At 61.9% G+C, this 17,910-nt stretch carries 18 protein-coding genes; 8 read left to right on the forward strand and 10 right to left on the reverse strand.

Annotated elements, in window-relative coordinates:
• Positions 1-124: 124 nt before the first annotated feature.
• Entirely contained in the window at positions 125-541 is a 417-nt protein-coding gene (locus tag DNK49_RS01205; RefSeq protein ID WP_110522490.1) for a PsiF family protein, read from the reverse strand.
• Positions 542-746: 205 nt separating this feature from the next.
• On the opposite strand from DNK49_RS01205, the gene DNK49_RS01210 reads away from it, so the two are divergent.
• Together DNK49_RS01210 and DNK49_RS01215 are read left to right on the forward strand one after the other, a co-directional pair.
• A complete protein-coding gene (locus DNK49_RS01210) occupies positions 747-1,100 on the forward strand; it encodes a RidA family protein (protein WP_110522491.1) in 354 nt (117 codons plus the stop codon).
• Positions 1,101-1,245: 145 nt separating this feature from the next.
• Positions 1,246-5,115, forward strand: coding sequence for a DUF3683 domain-containing protein (locus tag DNK49_RS01215; protein WP_110522492.1), 3,870 nt, complete (start codon positions 1,246-1,248; stop codon positions 5,113-5,115).
• A 122-nt stretch (positions 5,116-5,237) separates the two neighbouring features.
• Here the strand turns inward: DNK49_RS01215 and DNK49_RS01220 are convergent, their stop codons facing one another.
• Genes DNK49_RS01220 through pyrE form a run of 4 tightly spaced genes read right to left on the reverse strand, consistent with a single transcriptional unit; the run spans position 5,238 to position 9,378 of the window.
• The gene (locus DNK49_RS01220; RefSeq protein WP_243632197.1) at positions 5,238-6,017 is read right to left on the reverse strand and encodes an SIR2 family NAD-dependent protein deacylase; all 780 of its coding nucleotides are present in this window, start codon (positions 6,015-6,017) and stop codon (positions 5,238-5,240) included.
• Positions 6,014-8,086: a molybdopterin-containing oxidoreductase family protein gene (locus DNK49_RS01225; protein WP_110522493.1), complete on the reverse strand. Its 2,073-nt coding sequence runs from the start codon at positions 8,084-8,086 to the stop codon at positions 6,014-6,016. The genes DNK49_RS01220 and DNK49_RS01225 overlap by 4 nt, the downstream gene beginning before the upstream one ends.
• Before the next feature lie 31 nt (positions 8,087-8,117).
• A complete protein-coding gene (locus DNK49_RS01230) occupies positions 8,118-8,753 on the reverse strand; it encodes a hypothetical protein (RefSeq protein ID WP_110522494.1) in 636 nt (211 codons plus the stop codon).
• Complete coding sequence (gene pyrE / locus DNK49_RS01235) at positions 8,731-9,378, reverse strand: orotate phosphoribosyltransferase (protein ID WP_110522950.1); 648 nt, start codon at positions 9,376-9,378, stop codon at positions 8,731-8,733. The genes DNK49_RS01230 and pyrE overlap by 23 nt, the downstream gene beginning before the upstream one ends.
• Before the next feature lie 40 nt (positions 9,379-9,418).
• Here pyrE and DNK49_RS01240 point away from each other — a divergent pair, with 40 nt between their 5' ends.
• The 4 genes from DNK49_RS01240 to DNK49_RS01255 all read left to right on the forward strand — a co-directional run bounded on the left by DNK49_RS01240 (position 9,419) and on the right by DNK49_RS01255 (position 11,390).
• Positions 9,419-10,207 (forward strand): exodeoxyribonuclease III, encoded by a 789-nt coding sequence (locus tag DNK49_RS01240; protein WP_110522495.1) that lies wholly within the window; start codon positions 9,419-9,421, stop codon positions 10,205-10,207.
• A 115-nt stretch (positions 10,208-10,322) separates the two neighbouring features.
• On the forward strand, positions 10,323-10,634 hold the full coding sequence (locus DNK49_RS01245) for an ElaB/YgaM/YqjD family protein (protein WP_110522496.1): 312 nt from the start codon (positions 10,323-10,325) through the stop codon (positions 10,632-10,634).
• Between the two features lie 10 nt (positions 10,635-10,644).
• The gene (locus tag DNK49_RS01250) at positions 10,645-11,028 is read left to right on the forward strand and encodes a phage holin family protein (protein WP_110522497.1); all 384 of its coding nucleotides are present in this window, start codon (positions 10,645-10,647) and stop codon (positions 11,026-11,028) included.
• The gene (locus DNK49_RS01255; RefSeq protein WP_110522498.1) at positions 11,025-11,390 is read left to right on the forward strand and encodes a YqjK-like family protein; all 366 of its coding nucleotides are present in this window, start codon (positions 11,025-11,027) and stop codon (positions 11,388-11,390) included. The genes DNK49_RS01250 and DNK49_RS01255 overlap by 4 nt, the downstream gene beginning before the upstream one ends.
• A 28-nt stretch (positions 11,391-11,418) precedes the next feature.
• Here the strand turns inward: DNK49_RS01255 and DNK49_RS01260 are convergent, their stop codons facing one another.
• Entirely contained in the window at positions 11,419-12,663 is a 1,245-nt protein-coding gene (locus DNK49_RS01260) for a uracil-xanthine permease family protein (protein ID WP_110522499.1), read from the reverse strand.
• 90 nt (positions 12,664-12,753) lie between these two features.
• Positions 12,754-13,386 (reverse strand): uracil phosphoribosyltransferase, encoded by a 633-nt coding sequence (gene upp / locus DNK49_RS01265; protein WP_110522500.1) that lies wholly within the window; start codon positions 13,384-13,386, stop codon positions 12,754-12,756.
• 126 nt (positions 13,387-13,512) lie between these two features.
• Between upp and DNK49_RS01270 the strand changes: the two genes are divergently transcribed.
• On the forward strand, positions 13,513-14,070 hold the full coding sequence (locus DNK49_RS01270; protein ID WP_110522501.1) for a hypoxanthine-guanine phosphoribosyltransferase: 558 nt from the start codon (positions 13,513-13,515) through the stop codon (positions 14,068-14,070).
• Between the two features lie 34 nt (positions 14,071-14,104).
• Positions 14,105-14,440 (forward strand): DUF1840 domain-containing protein, encoded by a 336-nt coding sequence (locus DNK49_RS01275; RefSeq protein ID WP_110522502.1) that lies wholly within the window; start codon positions 14,105-14,107, stop codon positions 14,438-14,440.
• Positions 14,441-14,455: 15 nt separating this feature from the next.
• Here the strand turns inward: DNK49_RS01275 and DNK49_RS01280 are convergent, their stop codons facing one another.
• The 3 genes from DNK49_RS01280 to DNK49_RS01290 all read right to left on the reverse strand — a co-directional run bounded on the left by DNK49_RS01280 (position 14,456) and on the right by DNK49_RS01290 (position 17,882).
• Positions 14,456-16,192: a carbamoyltransferase family protein gene (locus DNK49_RS01280; protein ID WP_110522503.1), complete on the reverse strand. Its 1,737-nt coding sequence runs from the start codon at positions 16,190-16,192 to the stop codon at positions 14,456-14,458.
• Between the two features lie 100 nt (positions 16,193-16,292).
• Positions 16,293-16,844 carry a sugar transferase gene (locus DNK49_RS01285; protein WP_110522951.1) on the reverse strand — a complete coding sequence of 184 codons (552 nt, stop codon included), beginning with the start codon at positions 16,842-16,844 and terminating at the stop codon, positions 16,293-16,295.
• 60 nt (positions 16,845-16,904) lie between these two features.
• Positions 16,905-17,882, reverse strand: coding sequence for a UDP-glucose 4-epimerase family protein (locus DNK49_RS01290; protein WP_110522504.1), 978 nt, complete (start codon positions 17,880-17,882; stop codon positions 16,905-16,907).
• Between the last annotated feature and the right edge of the window lie 28 nt (positions 17,883-17,910).

A 17,910-nucleotide genomic window follows, 5' to 3' on the forward strand; every position in this document is an offset into this window, starting at 1 on the left:
ACGTCCGATCACCGCCCGGCACGGCAGCCGGCCCCCTAGCAGCAGGCAATCCACACAATCCACACATCAGGGCTCAACGTGATTGCGGGTGGCTCGTCAATGGCAAGCCACCCGGGCATCAGGACTAGCCCTTCAAGCATTCACTCATGAATGCCTTGCGCTCAGCCCCCTTCAAGGCTTGCTCGCCAGCCTGCTGATTGCATTCCTTCATCCGGTTGCGACGCCCCTTGTCCTCACTGTTGGTGTCGGCAGCAGCAACTTCCTTTACCGTACTCGCTTTGGACTCCGCCGGCGCAGTAGCCTGGGGCTTTGCCACCACGGGCTTCGCCTCTGTTGCGACTGGCGCAGCGTCAGCCGGCGCATGCTTACCCTTGAGGCAGGTGCTCATGAACGCCTTGCGTTCATCACCACGCAGCGCCTGCTGCTTGGCCTCCTGACTGCACTGTCGCATGCGCTCGTGCTGAGGGTTCGCCCAAACCTCACCCGATGCGACGGTCGACAGCACGCCTGCCACACACGCGGACACAATCCAATGCTTCATCCTTCAGCTCCCTTTGACGACGGTTGAAAACCCGCAAATATTGCAAACGTCATCATTTAAACACTATGTCATATTTTGTTGCAAGCCGAAACCCACGGCGCCATTCCGATTGACTGGATCGCTTTCGTGCAACGCTTGAGTAAATGGCGCAAGCCAAGCTGGCGAGCGTTATACTTGTGCGCCTGCACAATCACGCACGCATCTCATGACCCCGATCCAGCGCAACGGCACCACTTCCCGCTACTCAGACTCGGTTGTCCACAATGGCGTCATCTACCTGGTCGAGGTTCCATCCTCTGCCGATGGCGACATCACCGAACAGACCCGTGACTTGCTTGGCAGCATGGAGCGTCAATTGATCGCCGCGGGCAGCCACCCCTCGCGCATCCTCATGGCCACGATTTATCTGACCGATCTCGCCGACTACGACGGCATGAACGCGGTATGGGATGCCTGGCTTCCTGCCGGCAGTGCGCCTGCGCGGGCTTGTGTGCAGATTGCCGGATTGGCACGAGCCGGCCTGCGCATCGAGATTGCGATGACTGCGGCCTGCCCCTGAACGCCCCCTCGGCAAGCGAGTTCCGAGCGTTCAATACATGCAGCGCAAGAGCCCGCACAGTTCATAAGGTCTTGATTTTTGATGCATGCAGTGCGGTGGTCCGCTAGAATTGACTGTTCCCCTGCAGCAGTAACCCGGTGCTCCAATGACCCAACGCCTGCGAGAAATTCCGTACAACTACACTTCGTTCTCGGATCGCGAGATCGTCATCCGTCTGCTCGGCGAGGAGGCCTGGGCCGTCCTGGACGAGTTGCGCGGCGAGCGCGTCACCGGTCGTTCTGCACGCATGCTGTACGAAGTGCTCGGCGACATCTGGGTCGTGCGCCGCAATCCTTACCTGGAAGACGACCTGCTGACCAGCCGCGAGCGCCGCGAAGCGCTGATCAACGCACTCAACCACCGGGTCAACGAAGTCGAAAAGCGTCGCCAGGGTAACGACCGTGTCGCCCTGTTGATTGCCCGTGCGCGCGAGGCGGTCGCTGACTTTGAGCGCTGGTTTGACGACAGCGCCAGAAAGCGCAAGGCCGTGCTCAAGGCGCTGGCCCGTCATACTCGCCGAGACAACGTCTGCTTCGACGGTCACGCCCGAGTCGCCCATGTGACCGACGCCACCGACTGGCGAGTGGAATACCCCTTCGTCGTGCTCTACCCAGACACCGAAGAAGAGATGGCCCCCCTGGTACGGGCCTGTATCGAACTGGGCATGACCATCATCCCGCGTGGCGGCGGCACCGGCTACACCGGTGGCGCGGTTCCGCTCGATGCCAATTCTGTCGTCATCAACACCGAAAAGCTGATCGCCATGGGCACGGTCGAAGAACTGACCCTGCCCGATGCCGACGGCAAGCCGATGACCACTCCCTACGCCACCATCCGTACCGGTGCGGGGGTGGTCACCGAACGCGTCTCCGAAGCAGCAGGCCTGGCCGGACGCGTGTTCGCTGTCGACCCGACCTCGGCCAGCGCCTCCTGCGTCGGTGGCAACATCGCCATGAACGCAGGCGGCAAGAAAGCTGTACTGTGGGGTACCGCGCTCGACAACCTCGCGTGGTGGAAGATGGTCACGCCAGACGGCAACTGGCTGGAAGTCGAACGCCTGGACCACAACTTCGGCAAGATTCACGAGCAACACACCGCACGCTTCCGTCTGCGCCGTTTCGATGGCTTGACCTACGCCCCGCTCGGCGAGGAGGTCCTGTCGATGCCGGGTGCGCATTGCCGCAAGGACGGTCTGGGCAAGGACGTGACCGATAAATTCCTCGGCGGCATCCCCGGCGTACAGAAGGAAGGGACCGACGGCCTGATCGTCGCTGCGCGCTGGGTGCTGCACAAGATGCCTCCGGTCACGCGCACGGTGTGTCTGGAGTTCTTTGGCCAGGTCCGCGAGGCGGTCCCCGCCATTGTCGAGATCACCGACTACTTCAAGCCCGGCGGCGCGGGCAACACTGCCGGGGTGCTGCTGGCCGGCCTGGAGCACCTCGACGAACGTTACGTCAAGGCGGTCGGCTACACCACCAAGGCCAAACGGCATGGCCGGCCAAAGATGGTGCTGATCGGCGACATCGTCGGTTTCGACGAGAACGCGGTCATGAACGCCGCCTCCGAAGTCGTCCGCATGACCAACACCCGTGGCGCCGAGGGGTTCATTGCGGTCTCACCCGAGCAGCGCAAGCGCTTCTGGCTGGAACGCAGCCGCACCGCGGCGATCTCGCGCCATACCAATGCGTTCAAGGTCAATGAAGATGTGGTGATCCCGCTGCCGCGCATGGGGGACTACTGCGACGGCATCGAACGCATCAACATCGAGCTGTCCATCCAGAACAAGCTCGAATTGTGCGCTGCGCTGACCGAGTTCCTGCAAGGCGACCTGCCGCTCGATCAGGGCGACGCCAATCTGGCCGCCGCAGAGCTGATCGGCGACCGCCGCGAAGCCGCGCTCAATTATGTCGAAGCCGTACGCCTGCGCTGGGAATGGCTACTGGAAAATCTCGACATGCCGCTGGCTGAGGCAGAGACCCGTTTTGCCGCCTATGGCATCGTTGCCGGCGAGCTCTCCAACCGTGCGGCCAACCCGCGTCTGTTCCACCGCCTGCAGGACTACTCCATCCGGGTCTCCTGGAAATCCGAGCTCAAACCCCGCCTGGAAAAGATATTCGATGGCGTGATCTTCCGCCCGGTGCTGGACAAGATCGTTGCCGTGCACAAGCAGGTCCTGCGCGGCCGGGTATTCGTTGCCCTGCACATGCACGCCGGCGATGGCAATGTGCACACCAATATCCCGGTCAACTCCGACAACTACGACATGCTGCAGACTGCCAACCGCGCAGTCGACCGCATCATGGCCCTGGCACGCAGCCTGGATGGCGTCATCTCCGGCGAACACGGCATCGGCATCACCAAGCTCGACTATCTCACTGACGAAGAGATGGGCGCGTTCTGGGCCTACAAGGCCAAGGTTGACCCGGAAGGCCGATTCAACCGCGGCAAGCTGATGAAGGGCGGCAACCTCGATAACGCCTACACGCCAAGCTTCAACCTGATGGGGCACGAGTCCCTGATCATGGAGCAGACCGAGATCGGCGAGATCGCGCACGACATCAAGGACTGCCTGCGCTGCGGCAAGTGCAAGCCGGTATGCTCCACTCATGTGCCGCGCGCCAACCTGCTCTACAGCCCGCGCAACAAGATCCTCTCCACCTCGCTGCTGGTCGAGGCCATGCTCTATGAAGAGCAGACCCGCCGCGGCGTGTCGCTCGCCCACTGGGCCGAGTTCGAGGATGTAGCCGACCACTGCACGGTGTGCCACAAGTGCGAGAAGCCCTGCCCGGTAGACATCGACTTCGGCGATGTATCGATCAAGATGCGCAACCTGCTGCGCAAACAGGGCAAGAAATCCTTCAACCCGGGCAAGGCTGCGGCGATGGCCTTCCTGACCATCAAGGATCCGGCCACCATCAAGCTCATGCGCACAGGCATGATCGAGTGGGGTTACAAGGCGCAGCGCTTCGCTCATGATATCGGCAAGAAGCTTGGGCTCGTGCAGCCTCAGGTGAAGGCCCCTCCCGCGACATTGGGCAAGGCACCGATCAAGGCTCAGGTCATCCATTTCATCAACAAGCCCATGCCCGGCAAGCTCCCGAAGAAAACCAGCCGTGCGCTGCTCGACATCGAGGACGATAAGGTCATTCCGGTCATCCGCGATCCGCAGAAGGTCAACGCCGATAGCGAGGCGGTGTTCTACTTCCCGGGCTGCGGCTCGGAACGTCTGTTCAGCCAGGTTGGCCTGGCCACCCAGGCCATGCTTTATCACGTCGGCGCACAGACTGTACTGCCGCCGGGTTACCTGTGCTGTGGCTACCCGCAGACTGCTGCCGGTGAGGAAGACAAGGGCCAGAAGATCACGACCGACAACCGGGTACTGTTCCACCGCGTCGCCAACACGCTGAACTACCTCGACATCAAGACGGTGATCGTGTCCTGCGGTACCTGCATGGATCAGTTGCAGAAATACGAGTTCGAGAAGATCTTCCCCGGCTGCCGGCTGCTGGACATCCACGAGTACCTGATGGAAAAAGGCGTCAAGCTCGAAGGCATCCAGGGCGTGAACTACATGTATCACGAGCCCTGCCACACCCCGATGAAGGTCCATTCCGGCATCAAGGTCGCCAACGAACTGATGGGGACCCGCGTCGATCTATCGGATCGCTGCTGTGGCGAGTCTGGCACGCTCGCGGTCGCGCGTCCGGACATTTCCACCCAGGTCCGCTTCCGCAAACAGGAAGAGATCGAGAAAGGCGTTGCGAAGATGCAGCAGGCGCAACCGACCGCACCGACCAAGATCCTGACCTCCTGCCCGAGCTGCCTGCAGGGCTTGTCGCGCTACGCCGATGACGCAGGCGGCATCGAGCCGGACTACATCGTGGTCGAGCTGGCCAAGCACCTGCTGGGTGAGAACTGGCTGCCGGATTACGTTGGCAAGGCCAATAGCGGCGGTATCGAGCGGGTATTGCTGTAACGCCGGGCCGGGCCAATCGCCGGGCGGACACGACCTAAGCGCAGACGAAACCGCGCTTAGGTCGTCCATCGAACACCGTTCGGGAAACTGCCAGGCACCTGCCGTCCCGGCAAGGTGGATATTTACTGCGGATGCAGCCGCGCCCAGATTTGCGTCATCGCCTTGGCCGCCCCCATGCGCAGACGGTGATCCACAATGCGACTCACCTCGGTCTCTCCGGGATTGATCTCCACCGTGGGCACTCCGGCCTGCTGCGCCCACCATACCGGCCCCGCAATGTACGGAAACGCGCTGGTCGTCCCGATCGACATGACCAGATCGACACCTTGCTCCAGCACATGGGCAAGCCGGTCCAGACCCTTCTGGGGCAGCGACTCGCCGAACAACACCACATCGGGCCGCAATACCCCGCCACACACCGGGCAGGCTGGCGGCAGGGACAAGCCTGCAAAGTCCTGCACGCTGCGCTGGTGATGGCATTCGGTGCAGCGCAGGTGATGTACCTTGCCGTGGATTTCGATGACCTTCTGCGATCCGGCCATGCGATGCAGGCTGTCCACGTTCTGCGTCAACACCCACACGCCGGGCTTCTCACGCTCCAGATCTGCAATCACATTATGCGCAGCGTTAGGCTGCGCGCCGCGACAGTTGGCCTCGATCTCAGCAATGTAGCGCCACGCGACCTCCGGGTGGCGGGCCATCATGTCACCCGACAGCGCCTCCTCGATGGTCAGTCCTTCCTTGGTGAGGCGCTCGTGATACAAGCCTCCAATGCCTCGATAGGTGGGCAAGCCGGAATCCGCGGAAATGCCCGCCCCCGTAATGATCAGCACCCGCTGTGCATTACGGATCAGCGCCGCGACCTCATCCAGTTCGCCATCACGCGGCACATACATGGTCATACCAAAGAGACCTCAACCAGACAATCGTAAAAGATGGGCCCACCGCCCATGTCGGTCAGGGCCGAGGAGGTGACCGCATTGGCATTCTCCCCATCCCCCGACAACTTCTGCCACCAGATCGACGGACTGACGACCACGCCGGCCCGCACATCCTCGGTCAACACGGCACGCGCATGGAAGCTGCCACGGTCGTTATGAATGCGCACCCGTGCGCCATCCACGATGCCCCTCGATGTCGCGTCCAGTGGATGGATTTCCAGCTTGGGCGAGCCCTCCTGCTCAACGAAACGCGGCAGGTGGCTGAAACTGGTGTTGAGAAAATTGCGTGCGGGTGGACTGATGAACGCAAGCGGGTATTTCGCCGCCAGCACCGGATTGCTGGACACGGACTCAGCCGGCGGATGCCAGGCCGGTAGCGGATCCAGCCCCAGACGCTCCAGCAAGCTGGAGCGGAACTCGCACCTCCCCGACGGCGTGTGGAAACCGCCCGCAGCAAATGGCACCCAGGGACGCGGCAGGTTCAGCCGCGCCCACCCCTGAGCCGCCACCTTCGCCCCCACCCCCAGCATCCGTGCATCCTGATCTCGGAAAGCCACCGCGGCCAGCGCATCGTCAGAATCGGCAAACGCGGGTTCTTCAAACCCCATGCGTGCGGCAAGCAGGCGGAATACCTCGGTGTTGGATCGCGCCTCGGCCAGCGGTGCAATAGCGGGCTGATTATCAACCACATAGACGTGCCCATAGGTGCTGTGCACATCGCGGTGCTCAAGCTGGCTGGTTGCGGGCAGCAGGATATCGGCATAATCGGCGGTGTCGGTCTGGAACAGGTCGTGCACCACACAGAACAGATCCTCTCGCGCAAAGCCGGCACGCACCTCCGCAGTGTTCGGCGCCACGGCCACCGGGTTGGCGTTATAGACGAACACCGCCTTGATCGGCGGGGCCTGTTCATCGAGCAGGGCCCGCCCAATGGTGGACATGTTGATGGTGCGCGGCGGAAAGTGCTCTGCGTTCGGGTACAGGTCGGGCCGTTCGAGCGCCTGCCCGTTCTTGGGGAAATTGCCCGAGGTCGACAGCAAGGCCCCTCCCGCGGCATGACGCCACGCCCCCGTCAGTGCCGGCAGGCAGGCGATGTTGCGCACGGCCATGCCTCCGCCGGCACAGCGATTCAAGCCGTAGTTGAGACGGATCAGTGAAGGTTGCGCCTTGCCATACTCCTTCGCCAGCGTACGGATCACATCCGCATCCAGCCCGGTCAGCGCCGCGGCCCACTCCGGGGTACAGGATGCAACACGCTGAACCAGTTCATCGAAGCCCACGGTGTAGCGCGCAATGTAGTCGTGGTCGAGCAAGTCCTCGGCAATCAGCACCTGCATCATCGCCAACGCAATCGCTCCGTCGGTACCCGGCAGCGGCGCAATATGCTGGTGACACTTCTTTGCCGTCTCGCTACGGCGCGGGTCGATGCAGATCAGCCTTGCCCCCCGCCGCTTGGCCTCCTGCAGATAACGCCAGCCATGCAGGTTGGACACAATCGGGTTGCCACCCCAGATCAGGATCAGGCGAGCATCGACCACCGCCTCTGGATCGGTGCCGATCGACGCGCCGACCGTCGCCTTCCAACCCAGGGCGCCGGCCGAAGCGCAGATCGTGCGATCCAGCAAGGATGCGCCGAGGCGATGAAAGAAACGCCGGTCCATGCTCTCGCCCTGAACCAGACCCATGGTACCGGCATAGCTGTAGGGCAGGATGGCGCGCGGATCTTCTGCCGAGATATCGCGAAACTTCGCCGCGATGATATCGAGCGCCTCGTCCCAGCTGATGCGCTCGAAGCGTCCTTCGCCCTTGCGACCCACGCGCCGCATCGGATACTGCAGCCGCTTCTCGGAATAGACTCGCTCGAGATAGTGCGACACCTTGGTACACAAGGCACCGTGGGTAAAGGGCATCGCATCGGAACCCCGCACCTTGACTGCCCTGCCCTGCTCGACGGTGATCTCCATCGCACAGGTGTCGGGACAATCATGCGGGCAGGCAGCGTGAACCATCCGGGTGTCGTGCACGCTCATCCTGACCTCACGAAAAATATTCAGCCTTACATCAGCGCTGCGGGCGACCGCCTTCGGTCAACTCGAGATAGCGCCGACGGTCTTCGTCAAACCGCAGCCGGATCGCCTCACGCTCACGAATCTTGGCCACGATCACCGATCGCTGGGCTGCGAGCTCGCCGTCCACGTTATGCATGTTCTCTGCCAGGTCGGTCGGCAATTGTCGCCCCTTGAAGCCCTCGGCTTCACGTGCCAGCTTGGCCTTCATTTCGACCAGGCTGTTCTCGCGGACGCGCAGGTCGGCGATGGTGCGATCCAGCTCGGTCACCGCACGGTCGCGCCGCACCTCGATTTCCGCCGCGCTCGGATAGGTATCGAGCAGTGCCTGATCAAGACGACGTTGCTTGAGCGCCAGTTCTTCCGCTTCACGACGCAAGCGCAAAGCCTCATCGCGGCGCGCGATCTCTTCTGCCGTCAGGGGCGCAGGCACATGCCGACGCACCGTTCCCTGCGGGCTGATCTCACGATAGGCGCGGCCAAAACAGGCCGGGGGCAGAATATCGCCACACACCGGCTGGCCGCCAACCTCGCAGCAATAGATGGTGCGGCCAGCGCCCTGAGCGCCGACCAGCAGCGGCAGGGCCAGAACGGCGGCCACCATCAGATCAACGAGGCGTACTGATCCCATAAGTCTCCCGATAAGCCTTGACTGCATCCAGGTTTGCCGCCAGTTCGGGACTGTCGGCGAGGTAGGCAATCAGGTCTTCCAGCGTGGCGACGGCAATCACCGGAATGTCGAAGCTCTCCTGAACCTCCTGTACCGCAGACAGCACCCCCTTGCCGCGCTCCATGCGGTCGAGCGCAATCACGACACCCGCCGGCTGAGCACCCGCTGCGCGAATGATGTCGACCGACTCCCGTACCGAAGTCCCCGCCGAAATGACATCATCAAGGATCAGCACCTTTCCGGCAAGCGGAGCCCCGATCAGGGTGCCGCCCTCGCCATGATCCTTGGCTTCCTTGCGGTTGAAGGCAAAAGGCACATTGAGGCCATCTTCGGCCAGGCGGATTGCCGTACCCGCAACCAGCGGAATGCCTTTGTAGGCGGGCCCGAACAGCATGTCGAACGGGACCCCCGCCGCGCTGATCGCACGCGCGTAATACCCGGTCAGCGCGCGGAAGCTGCGGCCGTCGTCAAACAGCCCCGCATTGAAGAAATAGGGCGAGTTGCGCCCGGCCTTGGTCACAAAAGACCCGAAACGCAGCACGCCCTTTTCACAGGCGAGCGCAATGAAATCCCGGCTAAAATCCACGATCTTCTTCCTGCACCGCAACATGACTGGAAACCCGCCCATGTTACGCATCATCTCCGCCAATCTCAACGGCGTTCGCTCCGCCACCACCAAGGGCTTTCTTGACTGGCTGCAGACCCAACACGCCGACGTCGTCTGCCTGCAGGAGCTCAAGGCCCAGGCAGCCGACCTCAGCGATGCAATGCGCGCGCCTGCCGGACTGCAAGGCTGGTTTCACCATGCCGAAAAGAAAGGGTACAGCGGTGTCGGACTGTACAGCCGCCACACCCCTGATCGTGTGATCGAAGGCCTGGGCATTGCCGACATCGACGCCGAAGGCCGCTATCTGCAACTGGACTTCGGCAATCTCTCGGTCATTTCGCTGTACCTGCCGTCCGGCTCGAGTTCAGACGAACGGCAGCAGGCAAAGTTCAGCTTCATGGACCGCTTCCTGCCCCACCTTGCCGCCTTGCGCCAGAGCGGGCGCGAAGTCGTCATCTGTGGCGACTGGAACATCGCCCATCGAGAAATCGACCTGAAGAACTGGAAAGGCAACCAGAAGAACTCGGGCTTTCTACCAGAGGAACGCGCCTGGCTGTCTCGTCTGTTCGACGAGCAGGGCTGGATAGATGTCTACCGCCGGCTTTACCCGGAAGCCGGAGAGGAAGGCTACACTTGGTGGTCCAATCGCGGCCAGGCCTGGGCCAAGAATGTGGGCTGGCGGATCGACTACCAGATCGCGACCCCCGGCATCGCCGGCAAGGCCACGTCCGCCACGGTATACAAGGGCGAACGCTTCAGCGACCACGCCCCGCTGATCATCGACTACGACTGGTCAATCGGCGGATGAACCCGCGCTTGGCGGCCATTGCCAGAGCCGGCGATTCATTTGCCATTGCACGGAAATGGGATTAGCCTTGAACGAAAGCTTGGCCTTGCCACACCCACTCACAGGAGGCTTCATCATGAATGACACGACCCATCCTTCCAAAGACAAACTGGTGTCCGACCTCAAGGTGGTAGTGGCTGACGCAGAAGAGTTGCTCAAGCTCACCGCGGACCAAGCAGGCGACAAGATTGCCGACGTCCGCGGGCGCCTTACCGACCGTCTGGCCGTCGCCAAAGAGCGCATCATCGACGCCGAGGCTGCGCTACTGCAGACCACCAAGAAAGCGGCACATGCCACCGACGAGTACGTCCACGCTCATCCTTGGCAATCCGTCGGTGTAGCCGCCGGGGTCGCCTTCCTGCTCGGCCTGCTGGCCGGGCGCCGTTAAGCTCACAACCGTGAGCGACACCCGCAAGCCGCGCCTGGCCGACAGCCTGCGCGGCTTTCTCGATGCAGGGCTGCAGACAGCACAAACCCGGCTCGAACTCCTCGCGGTCGAGGTGCAGGAAGAAAAACTGCGCCTCACCAGCCTGCTGATCAACGCCCTGATCTGCGCCCTGCTGCTGGCTTTCGGGCTGGTGTTCCTGCTGGTGTTCCTGACCGTGCTGTTCTGGGAAGAACATCGCCTGCTTGTGCTCGGCCTGGCGACGGCGGCCTGCCTGGGTGGCGCACTGCTCAGTGCCACCAACACCGCACGCGAACTCAAACGCGGCTCACGCCTGTTCGCAGCCAGCCTGGCAGAACTCGCCCGCGACCGCGCCGCACTGCGTAAAGAAGAATGAATCCCAGGCTGGTCGAGTTTGCGCTGCGCAAGCAACGCCTGCAGATCACGGCGGAGCGCCAGCGCGACGACATGATGCGCCGCTTTGACGGCCTGGAGAGCACGCTTGATGTCATCGATCAGGTCCGTGACGGCGTGGCCTGGACGCGCCAGCACGCCCCCTTGCTATCGAGTCTGGCGCTGATCGTCGTCGCCAGTCGTCCCCGCCTGGTGCTGAGACTGGCAAAGCGTGGCTGGGTGGGCTGGCTGCTCTATCGCAAGCTGCGCGGTGGCAAACCGGCGCTTGGATTGATTGCGGCGCCCTTGGTGCAGCGTGTGTTGACGACGCTACTCGACAGACTCGCAACCCGGCGCAAAAGCTGAGCCTGCCCAAAACGGGCAGGTCTGCCCATTACCCTCGCCGGACCTTCGGCAACACCAGGTTCAACAACACTGCCGCCAGACCGCACAAGCTGACGCCTTGCAGGCTGAAACCATCCAGATTCAGGGCCAGCCCGCCAATCCCAAACACCAGCACTGCCGAGACGATCACCAGATTGCGCGGCTCGTCCAGATTGGTGCGATCGGCGATCAGCGTCTTCAGGCCGATGCTGGCAACCGAGCCAAACAGCAACATCATGATGCCCCCCATCACCGGCACCGGAATCGACTGCAGCAGCGCATTGAACTTGCCAAAGAACGCCATCAGGATCGCGAGGCAGGCCGCCCAGGTCATCACTGCGGGATTAAAGGTTTTGGTCAAGGTCACCGCACCGGTCACTTCCGAATAGGTGGTGACCGGAGGCCCCCCGATCAGACCGGCAAACAACACCCCCGCGCCGTCGCCTGCCAGCGTCCGGTGCAGGCCGGGCTTGTCGGTGTAGTCCTTGCCGGTCACACCGCCAATGGCAACCACGTCGCCCACATGCTCGATCGCCGGCGCAAGCGCCACCGGAATCATGAACAGGATCGCGGCCCACTCGAACGTCGGCGCCACGAACTCAGGCATCGCAATCCATGGCGCCGCCGCAATCTTGCCAAAGTCCACCAAGCCCAGGAAGGCGGAGAGGATATAGCCCACCGCCACGCCGACCAGGATCGGCACCAGCTTCAGGAAGCCGCGTGCAAATACCGCGGCAATCACCGTCGCCCCGAAGGACACCGCTGCCACCAGCATCGCCGTGCCATAAGGCACCAGCTCGAGCTTACCGTCGCCGGTCTTGCCCATCGCCATGTTGACCGCCACCGCAGCCAGCGACAGCCCAATGATCATGATGATCGGCCCGATCACCACGGGCGGCATGAAGCGGTGCACGATCTCTGCGCCGTGCCTCCACACCAGGGCCGAAAACGCGAAATACACCAGCGATACACAGGCCAATGCCCCCATGGTGGCGGACAGCCCCCAGGTCTGCATGCTGAAGATGATCGGCGCGATGAAAGCAAAGCTGGAACCGAGAAAGATCGGTACCTGGCGACCCGTGATGAGCTGGAACAACAAGGTACCGACACCCGCCCCCAGCAAAGCCATGCTGGGGTTCAAGCCTGTCAGCAGCGGCACCAGTACCAGGGCGCCGAAGGCGACAAACAAAATCTGAGCGCCGGAAATGGCCTGGCGCCACAAGGGGTCTGCTGCTTCGATGGGGATTTCACGCATCACGAGGCTCCTGCCGCATCCGGCTCGTGACCGTTGCGGACATTTTGTTGGATTGCGGGGTTGAAACAGGGGAAACGTGCTTGAGAAAGATCAGTTGTGCTTGGTGCCAAAAATCTTGTCGCCGGCATCGCCCAACCCGGGAATGATGTAACCCTGCTCGTTCAGGTGGCTGTCGATGCTCGCGGTGTAGATCTCAACTTCCGGATGCCGCGCCTGCATCAGCGCCACCCCCTCGGGGGCGGCCACCAGCACCAGCGCCATCACCTGCGTGCAGCCATTGCGCTTGAGCATGTCCACCGTCGCCGCGAGCGAGCCTCCGGTGGCCAGCATCGGGTCAATGATCAGTGCAACGCGCTCGCCAAGGTGACCGACAAACTTCTCGAAATAGGGCACCGGCTGCAGGGTTTCCTCATCGCGCGCGATGCCCACCACACTGACCTTGGCGCTGGGAATCATGTCCAGCACGCCATCGAGCATGCCCAGCCCCGCGCGCAGGATGGGCACCACGGTAACCTTCTTGCCCTTGATCTGCTCGATCTCCACCGGACCTGCCCACCCCTGGATGGTCACCGTCTCAAGCGGAAAGTCCTTGCACGCCTCATAGGCAAGCAAACGGGCCAGCTCGGCGGTGAGCTCACGAAACTTCTTGGTGCTGATGTCGCCCTCGCGCATCAAGCCAATCTTGTGGCGGACAAGCGGGTGGTTGATCTGATGGATCGGCATGGATACGTCCTCGGCAAGGGTTTGTGCGAGTTTACCCGGAACTTGTACCGAGATTCGGGGCTGCATCACCCACTCGGTTAAAATGTCGTCCATTCACGAAGCACGATATGCCCCAGGAGCACGCGCATGACCCTCGACCTTAACGAACTGAAACTCGCGCGCGAGCAAGCAGACTGCCTGGCAGACGAACACGCGGTCGAAGCCGCCCTGGACCGCATGGCCGAAGCGATCACCACCCGTCTGGCCGACACCAACCCGCTGGTCTACACGGTGATGAACGGGGGCCTGATCTTTGCCGGCCGCCTGCTCCCCCGCCTGCCCTTCCCGCTTGAGGTCGCCTACCTGCACGCCACCCGTTACGGCCATGCCATTCAGGGCACGCTGCTGGACTGGCGAGTGCGCCCCACGCAGGATTTGCGCGGCCGTACGGTACTGGTGCTTGATGACATCCTCGATGAAGGTCACACACTGAACGCCATCATCGAGCATCTGAAGGCAGAGGGCGCCAGCACCGTATTATCGGCAGTGCTGGTCCACAAACTGCACGAGCGCAAGGCCTACCCCGGCATGCGCGCCGACTTCACCGGCCTGGACATCGCCGATCGCTTCCTGTTCGGCTGCGGCATGGACTACAAGGGTTACTGGCGCAACGCGCCAGGTATCTACGCAGTCAAAGGCCTGTAAGCCCCCGCCTGTAAGCCCCCATCACGGAACCCACATGCTGACCACTTTCAAATCCGACGCCAGCGCCGACGTCATCATGTTTGGCGACGCCGCCAAGGCCCTCATCAAGCTGATGGGCAAAGATGCCAGCGACAGCAAGGGCATTGTCACCCCCGAGCAACTACCGGACGCCATTGCCCGCCTGAAGGCCGCCATCGAGGAAGACCGCCAGCGCCAGGCCCAACGCACCGAAGCCGACGAAGCCGCCGACGTCGAGGCCGGCCGCACCGGCATGGCCGCCCCGGTTGGCCTGGCCCAGCGCGCCTGGCCTTTGCTCGACATGCTGGAGCAGGCCCAGCGCGACAAGGTCCCCGTCGTCTGGGGCGTGTAGCCCCTTACGCGCGGGTCAGATGCCCGGCTTCACCACCAGAATGTCTTCCATGATCAGGTACTGCAAGTCTGATCCAAAGAACATGTTCAACGCATCGGTCGGCGAGCAGATCATCGGCTCACCGCGTCGATTCAAGGAGGTGTTGAGCACCACGCCATTGCCGGTCAGCTTTTCAAGCTCAAGCATCAGGTCGTAGTAACGCGGGTTGAACTCGCGACGCAGCACCTGGGCGCGCGCGGTACCGTCTTCATGGACCACTTCCGACACGCGGGTCTTCCACGCCTCCGCAACCTCGAAAGTAAAGGTCATGAAGGGCGACGGATGATCCGTCTGCAGCATCTGTGGCCCTACGGTATCGAGCATGCTGGGACAGAATGGCCGCCAGCGCTCGCGAAACTTGATCTGCTCGTTGATGCGGTCCGCCACCCCTGGCGCGCTTGGGCACCCTAGAATGGAGCGCCCGCCCAGAGCACGCGGCCCAAACTCCATCCGCCCCTGAAACCACGCCACCGGATTGCCATCGGCCAGAATCTTGGCGATCCGCGCCGGAACATCGTCGATCTGCTGCCATGCGGGTTTGGCCGGGTGGCGCGCACACGCCGCAATCACGTCCTCGTTGCTGTAACACGGGCCAAGATAGACATGCTCCATCTTGTCGACCTGCACGCCGCGTTGCATCGACACATACGACGCAGCGCCAACTGCGGTGCCCGAATCACCCGACGCCGGCTGCACGAACAGCTCCTTGACCTCGGGTCGGGCAATGATCTTCTGGTTGAGCTTGACGTTGAGCGCCCCACCACCCGCAAAAGCCAGCCGCCCGGTCTCACGCAGGATGTCGCCCAGGTAGTAGTCCATCATCTGCAGCGCCAGATCTTCGAACAGCTTCTGCATACTGGCGGCGTAATGAATGTACGGCTCGTCGGCCACATCGCCATGCCGCATCGGCCCCAACCAGTCGATCAGCTTGGGCGTGAAGTAGTAGCCCTTGCCCTTATCCTTGTAGCGTCGAAAGCCGATCACGTTGGCGTATTCGGTGTTGATCACCAGTTCGCCGTTCTCGAACTTGGCCAGACGCGAAAAATCGTATTTGTCCGGGTCGCCATAGGGCGCCATACCCATCACCTTGTACTCGCCGTCGAGCATCTCGAAGCCAAGGTATTCGGTAATCGCCCCGTACAAACCACCCAGCGAGTCCGGATCGTAGAACTCCTTGATCTTGTGAATCTTGCCGTGCTCGCCGTAGCCAAAGAAGGTGGTCGCGTACTCGCCCTTGCCGTCGATCCCCATGATCGCGGTCTTCTCCTTGAAGCCGGACAGGTGATAGGCGCTGGAGGCATGGGTCAGGTGATGCTCCACCGGCACAATCTCGACCTTCTTCAGGTCGAATCCCAACTGCTCCAGGCACCACTCAATGCGGCGCTTGTAACGATAGTAACGCCGGTTGCCCATCAGAATGGCGTCGAGCGCGCGGTCCGGCGCATAGAGATAACGCTTTGCGTACTGCCAGCGCGCCTTCTCGAAGAGGCTGATCGGTGCAAACGGAATCGCCACCACCTGCACATCAGAAGGCTTCAGCCCGGCAAACTCCAGACAGAACTTTGCCGCCTCGTAGGGCATGCGATTCTTCGCGTGCTTGTCACGAACAAAGCGCTCCTCCTCGGCCGCGGCGACAAGGGTGCCGTCCACATACAACGCGGCAGAAGGATCATGAGTCAGTGCGCCGGAAAGGCCGAGGATGGTCAATGCCACAGATAAACCTCAGGGAAGCACCAGCCCGCCAGGGCCAGAACAATCGATGAAAGGCTGCGGATTATACCTGTACAGCCCAAAGGACACGCGCCAGCCACACCTAGCTGCGGATGCGATCACCTGCGCCCCGCCCAGCCAGCGTCAGGAAGATATAGCGAAAGTACATTAGTAGATCTAGCCTTTTAACCATGTCCGCATCCACCTCGGCCAACAACTCAGGAGTGGACATATCAACCCCCCGAATCTGCGCCAACCCGGTAATGCCGGGACGAACATCGAACACACCGCGTCGAGCCCGTTCGGCAATCAGCGCTTCCTGGCTGAACAGACACGGGCGAGGACCGACAAGGCTCATCTCTCCCTTGACGACATTCCAGAGCTGAGGCAGCTCATCAAGCTTAGTTCTGCGCAGGAACCGCCCAAAAGGAGTCACCGCCGAACCGTCGACCAAGTGGGTCGGCACCGACATCGTGCCTGGTCGCATCGTACGGAACTTGAAAACGATAAACGGCTTCCGATAGCGCCCCACGCGCTCCTGCCTGAACAAGGGCGCCCCGGTATCAAACATGCCGATCATGGCCAGCACAAGCAACACGGGCATACCAAGAACCAATCCCATTGCTGCAAACATAAAATCCAGAACCCGGATCAAAGCCAACTCCCGAAAAACCAGTGCTCTTGTGGAGCCGTTACCCCCTCCCATGCAGACCCATCAACATTGGCGAAGACGCCTTGGATCAGCAGCGGCCATCTGCCGGAGCCCCTCATCAACAGTGACCAGAGGAGTCCACCCCAAGATATCTTGAGTCTTGGACATATCAACTTGCAACGATCCGCACAGCCGACGCGCCACCTCACGCCTCCCCAGCATGATCGCCGTCAAACTCAGTACGCGCGATGGCACAGGAACGAGCCTGGAGGGATGCTGCATTGCATGCGCGACTCGCTCGAACAATTCCGTGGTGGACAGGTCTTCACCGTCTCTGACCAGAAAGACCTGATTGGCCGCCAATGGATGATCCAGGCACGTAACCACCAGATCTACCAGGTTGTCGAGTGCCACCAAGGATCGCCGGTTGTGTTTCAGTGCGCCAAACGGCAGGGGCACACCTTTTGAGATCCAATGCATCACCACAGCAAGGTTGCCCTTCACCCCCGGACCATAGACCAATGGCGGGCGGATGATGGTCACCTCCAGGCCTGTACTGGCCGAAAGCGCCAACAGCCCCCGCTCGGCCTCCAGTTTCGAGATCCCGTAGGCGTCCTCCGGCCGCGGTTGGTCCCCGGCATGGAATCTTTCGCCTGGCCACGTTGACTCTCCATTTACCTTGATCGAGCTTAAGAACACGAACCTCCGCACCCCCGCACCCACCGCCTGACGTGCTAGCGCGAGGGTGCCATCAACGTTCACCCGACGATATTCTGCGAGTGAATGCGCGTCATCACCCCTTGTAACATGAGTACGCGCCGCGCAATGGACGACTGTTGTGACACCAGCCAGTCCCGCGCGCCAGACCGTGGTCTCATCGAGGTTCCCAACCTGAAGGACCTGAACGCGTGCAGGCAAGGTCATCCGTAACGGAGCACGCATAGCAGCGACAATCGACAGCCCCCCGTCACGACATAAACGCTCCAGCACTGCCATTCCAACGAAGCCGCTCGCGCCAGTCACAAGCACCCGTTCACTCACGAACCCCTCCCCACTTCAAGATAGGACA

Source organism: Parazoarcus communis SWub3 = DSM 12120 (assembly GCF_003226565.1).
Lineage (GTDB): Bacteria > Pseudomonadota > Gammaproteobacteria > Burkholderiales > Rhodocyclaceae > Parazoarcus > Parazoarcus communis.

Excerpts from the sequence above, each read along its gene's own strand:
- DNK49_RS01210 (WP_110522491.1), top strand. The coding sequence starts at position 747 with ATGACCCCGATCCAGCGCAACGGCACCACTTCCCGCTACTCAGACTCG.
- upp (WP_110522500.1), bottom strand. The coding sequence starts at position 13,386 with ATGCCGATCCATCAGATCAACCACCCGCTTGTCCGCCACAAGATTGGC.
- DNK49_RS01260 (WP_110522499.1), bottom strand. The coding sequence starts at position 12,663 with ATGCGTGAAATCCCCATCGAAGCAGCAGACCCCTTGTGGCGCCAGGCC.
- DNK49_RS01240 (WP_110522495.1), top strand. The coding sequence starts at position 9,419 with ATGTTACGCATCATCTCCGCCAATCTCAACGGCGTTCGCTCCGCCACC.
- DNK49_RS01275 (WP_110522502.1), top strand. The coding sequence starts at position 14,105 with ATGCTGACCACTTTCAAATCCGACGCCAGCGCCGACGTCATCATGTTT.
- DNK49_RS01255 (WP_110522498.1), top strand. The coding sequence starts at position 11,025 with ATGAATCCCAGGCTGGTCGAGTTTGCGCTGCGCAAGCAACGCCTGCAG.
- DNK49_RS01220 (WP_243632197.1), bottom strand. The coding sequence starts at position 6,017 with ATGACCATGTATGTGCCGCGTGATGGCGAACTGGATGAGGTCGCGGCG.
- DNK49_RS01230 (WP_110522494.1), bottom strand. The coding sequence starts at position 8,753 with ATGGGATCAGTACGCCTCGTTGATCTGATGGTGGCCGCCGTTCTGGCC.
- DNK49_RS01225 (WP_110522493.1), bottom strand. The coding sequence starts at position 8,086 with ATGAGCGTGCACGACACCCGGATGGTTCACGCTGCCTGCCCGCATGAT.
- DNK49_RS01215 (WP_110522492.1), top strand. The coding sequence starts at position 1,246 with ATGACCCAACGCCTGCGAGAAATTCCGTACAACTACACTTCGTTCTCG.
- DNK49_RS01245 (WP_110522496.1), top strand. The coding sequence starts at position 10,323 with ATGAATGACACGACCCATCCTTCCAAAGACAAACTGGTGTCCGACCTC.
- DNK49_RS01270 (WP_110522501.1), top strand. The coding sequence starts at position 13,513 with ATGACCCTCGACCTTAACGAACTGAAACTCGCGCGCGAGCAAGCAGAC.
- DNK49_RS01205 (WP_110522490.1), bottom strand. The coding sequence starts at position 541 with ATGAAGCATTGGATTGTGTCCGCGTGTGTGGCAGGCGTGCTGTCGACC.